The organism is Streptomyces sp. NPDC002265 (assembly GCF_040296125.1).
GTDB lineage: Bacteria > Actinomycetota > Actinomycetes > Streptomycetales > Streptomycetaceae > Streptomyces.
Genome location: NZ_JBEOWS010000418.1, coordinates 1 through 7,707 on the forward strand (window position 1 = coordinate 1; position 7,707 = coordinate 7,707).

General features: G+C 73.6%; 1 protein-coding gene and 1 pseudogene. Both read left to right on the forward strand.

Annotated features, from left to right (window positions below; genetic code table 11):
• Positions 1-23 precede the first annotated feature (23 nt).
• Positions 24-4,013: pseudogene (locus ABT085_RS41120) on the forward strand (SDR family NAD(P)-dependent oxidoreductase); the annotation flags it as partial.
• Positions 4,014-4,047: 34 nt separating this feature from the next.
• A partial coding sequence (locus ABT085_RS41125; RefSeq protein ID WP_351620586.1) for a type I polyketide synthase occupies positions 4,048-7,707 on the forward strand: 3,660 nt, incomplete at its 3' end.

Below are 7,707 nucleotides of genomic sequence, written 5' to 3' on the forward strand. Positions count from 1 at the left end.
TGTCGTCCTTGGAGTCGGCGGCCGTGTCCCCGGCCGACGTGGGATTCTCGCTGGCGGCCACCCGCTCGGCGCTGGAGCACCGGGCAGCGGTTGTCGGAGCCGACGGGGAAGAGCTGCGCGCGGGGCTCACCGCCCTCGCGGCCGGCGAACCCGCGGCGCAGGTGGTGACCGGGCGTGCCGGTGCCGACCGGAACAAGGTCGGGTTCCTGTTCTCGGGCCAGGGCTCGCAGCGGCTGGGGATGGGGCGCGAACTGTACGCGGCATACCCGGTGTTCGCGGCGGTGTACGACGAGGTGTGCGCGCTCCTGGACGCGCCCGTCGATGTCGACTCGGAGGCGCTCGACCGGACGGGCTCGGCCCAGCCCGCGCTGTTCGCCCTCGAGGTGGCCCTCTTCCGGCTTCTCGAAACGTGGGGCGTCCGGCCGGACTTCGTGGCCGGGCATTCGGTGGGTGAGATCGCGGCCGCCCATGTCGCAGGCGTCTTGTCGCTCGAGGACGCGGCGAGGCTGGTGTCGGCGCGTGCCGCGCTGATGCAGGCGCTGCCCGCCGGTGGCGCGATGGTGGCGGTCCAGGCCACCGAGGACGAGGTGCTGCCGCACCTGACCGACGAGGTCGGCATCGCGGCGGTCAACGGCCCTGACTCTGTGGTCGTTTCGGGTGCGGAGGGCGCGGTTGCGGCGATTGCCGAGGTGTTCGCCGCTCAGGGTCGTAAGACGTCCCGCCTGAAGGTCAGTCACGCGTTCCATTCGCCGCTGATGGATCCGATGCTGGAGGAGTTCGCCGAGGTCGTCCGCGGTCTGACGTTCAGTGCGCCCCGGATCCCGGTGGTCTCCAACCTCACCGGCCGGCCGGCCGAGGCGTACACGCCCGAGTACTGGGTGCGGCACGTCCGCGAGGCGGTCCGCTTCGCCGACGGTGTGCGGACCCTGCACGAGTTGGGTGTGACCACGTTCGTGGAGATCGGCCCCGGTGGCGTGCTGAGTGCTCTCGCCCAGGGCTGCCTCGACGACGTGGACATCGTCACCGTTCCCGCCCTGCGTGCCGACCGTTCCGAACCCCGGGCGCTGACTCTCGCCCTCGGGCAGTTGCACGCGCACGGTGTCTCCCCGGACTGGCAGCAGGTGTTCCCCGGTGCCCGCCGCGTCGACCTGCCCACGTACGCCTTCCAGCGCGAGCGCTACTGGCTCTCGGGTACGGCCGCGTCCGACGTCTCCTCGGCGGGCCTGGACTCCTCCGGCCACGCCCTGCTCGGCGCGGTGGTGGAGACCGCCGGTACGCAGGACGTGCTGTTCACCGGCCGGCTGTCCCGGGACGACATGCCCTGGATCGCGGAGCACACGGCCGGCGGCGTGCCGGTGCTCCCGGTCGCCGCGTTCGTGGAGTTCGCCCTGGCCGCGGGACGGCAGGCCGGGATCCCGTACCTGGAACAGCTGGACGTGGACGCACCGCTGGTCCTGGCCGAACAGGGCGCCGTCCGTATCCAGGTGCAGGTCGGTCCAGGCGACGACCCTGACCGGCGCTCGGTGCGTGTCTTCAGCCGGCCCGCCGCGGACGGCACCGGCGAGCCATGGGTCTGCCACGCCACCGGAGAGCTCACCCGGAACGCTCCGGCACCGGAGTTCGACCTGACGATGTGGCCGCCGACGGGTGCCGAACCCGTGGACGTCGAGGGCCGTCCGGGGCTGCGTGCCGCCTGGCGCGGCGGGGACGAGCTGTACGCCGAGGCCGTACTGACCGCCGCGGAGCGGGACCGGGCGGACCGCTACGCCCTGCACCCCGTACTGCTGGACGTCGCCCTCGGCCTGCTGGCGTCGCACCGCACCGAAGACCCCGGCGAGCTGCTCATGCCCCACGCCTGGAGCGGCATGTCCGTGCACACTCCGGGGTCCGGGGCCGTACGCGTACGCATACGGCCCGCCGCCGACGACGCGGTGACGATCGAACTGTCCGATGCCGACGGCTCTCCCGTCGCCTCGGTCGCGTCCGTCCGGACCCGGTCGATGTCCGCGCAGCAGGTGCTGGCCTCGCGCGTGGCGCACCAGGACTGGATGTTCGAGACCGACTGGGTCGAGCACACCGCGGCTTCCGCACCCGCCTCCGCGACCGCTGCCGATGTCGATGCCGAGTGGGTGGTCCTCGGCGACGAGGGTTCCCACGCCGACCTCGACGCGCTCCGCATGGCCGTCGACGGCGGTGCGGCCACACCCGCCCACGTCCTCCTGCCCTGCGCTCCGAGCGGGGGCGATGCCGCCGCGGCGACACGCGGGCTGCTGGCCGAAGTGCTGTCGGCCGTCCAGGAGTGGGTCGCCGACGAGCGGTTCTCCGACGCACGGCTCGTCGTGCTGACGCGCGGAGCCGTCGAGCTGGACGGCACGGCCCTGGACCTCGCGCACGTCGCGGTCTCCGGTCTCGTGAAGTCGGCCCAGACCGAGCACCCCGACCGGCTCCTGCTCGTCGACGCGGACGACTCGGTCACCGACGGCGGCATGGTCACGAACGGCGCCGCGGTCACGTACGGCGGCCTCGAACCCGCGCTGGCCGCCGCGCTCGCCGCCCTGGACGAGCCGCAGGCCGCGGTGCGCGACGGGAAGCTGTACGTGCCGCGTCTCGTCCGGGTCACCCCGCCCGCGGAGCCCACCGGTCACGCGTGGGACCCCGAGGGGACCGTGCTGATCACCGGCGCGACCGGTGGCCTCGGACGGTCGCTCGCCCGGCACCTCGTCGCCGAACACGGCGCACGCAGGTTGCTGCTGGCCGGCCGTCGCGGCCCCGCGGCCGAGGGCATCGGCGAACTCGTCGCCGACCTCTCCGAACTGGGCGCGCACGTCGACGTGGCCGCCTGTGACATCACGGACCGGGACGCCCTCGCCGAACTGCTGGCCGGCGTCCCGGCGGAGCACCCGCTCGTGGCCGTGGTGCACGCGGCCGCCGCCCTGGACGACGGCGTGGTCACCGCCCTGACCCCGGAGCGCCTGGACACCGTGCTGCGGCCGAAGGCCGACGGGGCGCTGCACCTGCACGAGCTGACCCGGGACCTGGACCTCTCCGCGTTCGTGCTCTTCTCCTCCCTGGCCGGAGTCCTGGGCAGCGCGGGCGCGGCGGGCTACGCCGCCGCGACCGCCTTCCTGGACGGACTGGCGCGGCAGCGCCGGGCCGAGGGTCTGCCCGGCACCTCGCTGGCGTGGGGCCTGTGGACGGACAACGGCGGCATGGGCGACCGGATCACCGACGCCGACCGCACCCGGATGGGGCGGGCCGGAGTCGTACCGTTCACCCCGGCGGAGGGGCTGGCCCTGTTCGACGCCGCTCTCACCGCGGACCGGCCGGTGATCGTGCCGGTCCGCCTGGACGTTCCGGGACTGCGCGCCATGGCCCGCTCCGGCATGCTGCCCGCCGTCCTCCGCGGCCTCGTCGGCGACACCGGCGCCGCGGCCGACGGCGCCCCGGCCGCAGGGACCACCGTCCTGGCCCGCCGCCTCGCCGGGATACCGGAGGCCGACCAGGAGAAGGTCCTGCTGGACCTGGTGCGCCAGCAGGCGGCAGCCGCCCTCGGCCACGCCACCGCCGCCCGCATCGAGCCCACCACGGCCTTCAAGGACATCGGCTTCGACTCCCTGACCGCCGTGGAACTGCGCAACCGGCTCAGGGCCGCGACCGGGCTCCGGCTCAAGCCCACCCTCGTCTTCGACCACCCGAACCCCGTCGCGATCGCCCGGCTCCTGCACAAGGACCTGGTGCTCGACTTCACGGCCGAGGCCCCGCCCGTGCTCGCCGAACTGGACCGGCTGGAGGCGCAGCTCGCCGCCCTCGCCCCGGAGGACGCGGTACGGGACAAGGTCACCGCCCGGCTCAAGGCGCTGCTCTGGAAGTGGACGGACACCCACCAGGACGCCGTGGCGAACACCTCCGACGCGGGCCCCGGCACCGACCGCGCCCTCGACCTGGACCGGATCGACGCCGCCACCGACGACGAGATGTTCGACCTCATCGACCAAGAGCTCGGCTCCCACTGACTCATCTCACGCACTGCTACCGAGGACGTAAAACATGTCGAACGACGACAAGCTCAGGGATTACCTCAAGCGTGTGACGGTGGACCTGCGCCAGACCCGCAGGCAGCTGGGTGAGCTGGAGGCGAGGGACACCGAGCCCATCGCCGTCGTCGGGATGGCCTGCCGCTACCCGGGCGGCGTCGGCTCGCCCGAGGAGCTGTGGCAACTGGTCGCCTCGGGCGGCGACGGAGTGTCCGGGTTCCCCACCGACCGCGGCTGGGACCTGGACACGATCTACGACCGCGAGCCCGGGCGGACGGGCCGCACCTACGTGCGCGAGGGCGGATTCCTCCACGACGCCGGCGAGTTCGACCCCGCCTTCTTCGGGATCTCCCCCCGCGAGGCACTGGTCATGGACCCGCAGCAGCGGCTGCTCCTGCAGACCTCGTGGGAGGCCTTCGAACGCGCGGGCATCGACCCCGTCACCGCACGCGGCACCCGGGCCGGTGTGTTCGTCGGCACCAACGGCCAGGACCACGCCTACCTCCAGCGGCAGGGCGACAGCGACATCGAGGCCCACCTCGTCACCGCGAACACCGCAGCCGTGGTGTCCGGCCGCATCTCCTACGTCCTCGGGCTCGAAGGCCCGGCGGTCACCGTCGACACGGCCTGCTCGTCCTCGCTGGTGGCGCTCCACCTGGCCGCCCAGGCGCTGCGCCGCGACGAGTGCCCGATGGCCCTGGCGGGCGGTGTGACCGTGATGGCCACGCCGAACACCTTCATCGCGTTCAGTGCCCAGCGCGGTCTGTCGTCCGACGGCCGCTGCCGCGCGTTCTCCTCGACCGCCGACGGCACGGGCATGTCCGAGGGCGTCGGCGTGCTCCTGCTGGAGCGGCTGTCCGACGCCCGCCGGCTCGGCCACGACGTGCTCGCCGTCATCCGCGGCAGCGCCGTCAACCAGGACGGCGCCTCCAACGGCCTCACGGCCCCGAACGGCCCCTCGCAGGAGCGCGTGATCCGGCAGGCGCTGGAGAACGCGCGCCTGACCGCCTCCCAGGTCGACGCGGTCGAGGCGCACGGCACGGCCACCACCCTGGGCGATCCGATCGAGGCGGAGGCCCTGCTCGCCACGTACGGTCACGAGCACTCGGGCGAGCGGCCGCTGTGGCTGGGATCCGTCAAGTCCAACATCGGTCACACACAGGCCGCCGCGGGTGTCGCCGGTGTGATCAAGATGGTGATGGCCCTCCGCAACGGCGTCCTGCCGCAGACGCTGCACGTGGACGAGCCGACCGCCCAGGTCGACTGGTCGGCGGGCGGCGTCAGGCTCCTGACCGAGGCCGTCCCGTGGCCCGAGTCGGACCGCCCCCGCCGCGCCGCGGTCTCGTCCTTCGGCGTCAGCGGCACCAACGCGCACCTGATCATCGAGCAGGCCCCGGCCCTCGACCAAGCGCCCGCCGCGGAGCCGGATGTGGACCCCGCCGTGGTGCCCGCCGCAGTGCCGTCCGGGGCCCCGACCACCGGCGCGCTGCCTTGGGTGCTCTCGGCGAAGAGCGACGCGGCCCTGCGCGCCCAGGCGGCGCGTCTGCTCTCCTTCCTGGAGGACGGCCGGAGCGCCCCCGGGAGCACCCCGGCCGACCTCGGCTTCTCCCTCGCCACGACGCGCACCACCTGGGACCGTCGGGCGGCCGTCGTCGGCGAGAGCATGGAGGAACTCACCGCAGGCGTACGGGCATTGGCATCCGGTACCCCGTCCGCGGCCGTCGTCCACAGTGCGGCCCGGCACGGTGACAAGACCGGGTTCCTGTTCTCCGGCCAGGGCTCGCAGCGAGTCGGCATGGGCCGCGAACTCTACGCCGCCTTCCCGGCGTTCGCCGCCGCCTACGACGAGATCCGCGCCCACCTCGACCTCGCGCCCGACGCGGACGCGGAGCAGCTCGACCGGACCGGTTGCACCCAGCCGGCGTTGTTCGCCGTCGAGGTGGCGCTGTTCCGTCTGCTGGAGTCGTGGGGTGTGCGGCCGGATTACGTGACCGGGCATTCGGTGGGTGAGATCGCGGCCGCTCATGTCGCCGGCGTGTTGTCGCTGGAGGACGCGGCGAGGCTGGTGTCGGCGCGAGCTGCGCTGATGCAGGCGTTGCCCGCGGGCGGTGCGATGGTGGCGGTGCAGGCGACCGAGGACGAGGTGCTGCCGTACGTGACCGACGGCGCGGGTATCGCGGCGGTCAACGGCCCTCGGTCCGTCGTGATCTCCGGTGCCGAGGATGCCGTGCTGGAGATCGCCGAGGTCTTCGCACAACAGGGCCGCAAGACCTCCCGGTTGAAGGTCAGCCATGCGTTCCACTCGCCGTTGATGGATCCGATGCTGGAGGAGTTCGGCGAGGTCGTCGGCGGTCTGGTCTTCAACGAGCCCCGGATTCCCGTCGTTTCGAACCTCACCGGCCGCCTGGCCGAGCCCTACACCCCCGAATACTGGGTCCGGCACGTCCGTGAAGCGGTGCGCTTCGCCGACGGTGTGCGAACCCTGCACGAGCTGGGCGTGACCACCTTCGTGGAGATCGGCCCCGGCAGTGTCCTCAGCGGCCTGGCCCAGGGCTGTGTGGACGACATCGTCACCATCCCCGTACTCCGAGCAGACCGCCCCGAGCAGCAGGCCGCCGTCGCCGCGCTCGCCGAACTGCACGTCAGCGGCATCGAAGTGGACTGGCAGGCCTTTTTCCCGGGGGCCCGGCGCGTCGACCTGCCCACCTACGCCTTCCAGCAGCAGCGCTACTGGCTTGAGGCCCCCGAGACCGAGACAGCCGCCGAGGACGCGGTCGACGCCGAGTTCTGGGCGAGCGTCGAGCGCGAGGACGCCCAGTCCCTGGCTGCCACGCTGGGGCTGAGCCCCAGGGAACTGGACCTCGTCGTACCGAAGTTGTCGGCCTGGCGGCGCCGACGGCGCGAGCGGTCCGTCGTGGACGGCTGGCGCTACCAACTGGCCTGGCAGCCGCTGAACGGCCTGTCCTCAGGCGACCTCTCCGGCAGCACATGGCTGTTCGCCGCGCCCGAGGGCGACGAGTGGGCCGACACGGTCCGCGCGGCCCTGGCCGGACGCGGCGCGCACCTGATCCCGCTGACGGTCGGCGCCGACGCCGACCGCACGTCCCTGGCCGACGACCTGACCCGGGCCGCGACCGAAGCCGGCTCGCTCGACGGCGTCCTGTCGTTGCTGGCGACCGACGAGGCCGTCGCGTCCGAACACCCCGCGCTCTCCCGTGGCTTCGCGCAGACCGTGGCCCTGGCCCAGGCACTCGGCGACGCGGGCATCGACGTGCCGCTGTGGTGCGCCACCCGTGGCGCGGCCGCCACCGGCCGCTCCGACGACGCACCGCTCAGCGCGGTGCAGAACCAGGTGTGGGGCCTCGGCCGCGCCCTGGCCCTGGAACACCCCCGGCGCTGGGGCGGCCTGATCGACCTGCCCGCGGCCGTCGACGAGCGCGCCGCCGGTCGTATCGCCGCCGTACTGGGGCAGGGAGCCGGCGCTGCCGACGGCCAGGAGGACCAGGTCGCCGTCCGCGCCACCGGCGTGTTCACCGCCCGGCTCGCCCACGCCCGAAGCGCCGCCGGCCGGCCCTGGTCGCCGCGCGGCACGGTGCTGGTCACCGGTGGTACGGGTGCGCTGGGCGGGCACGTCGCCCGCTGGCTCGCCGGTGCCGGTGCGGAGCACCTGGTG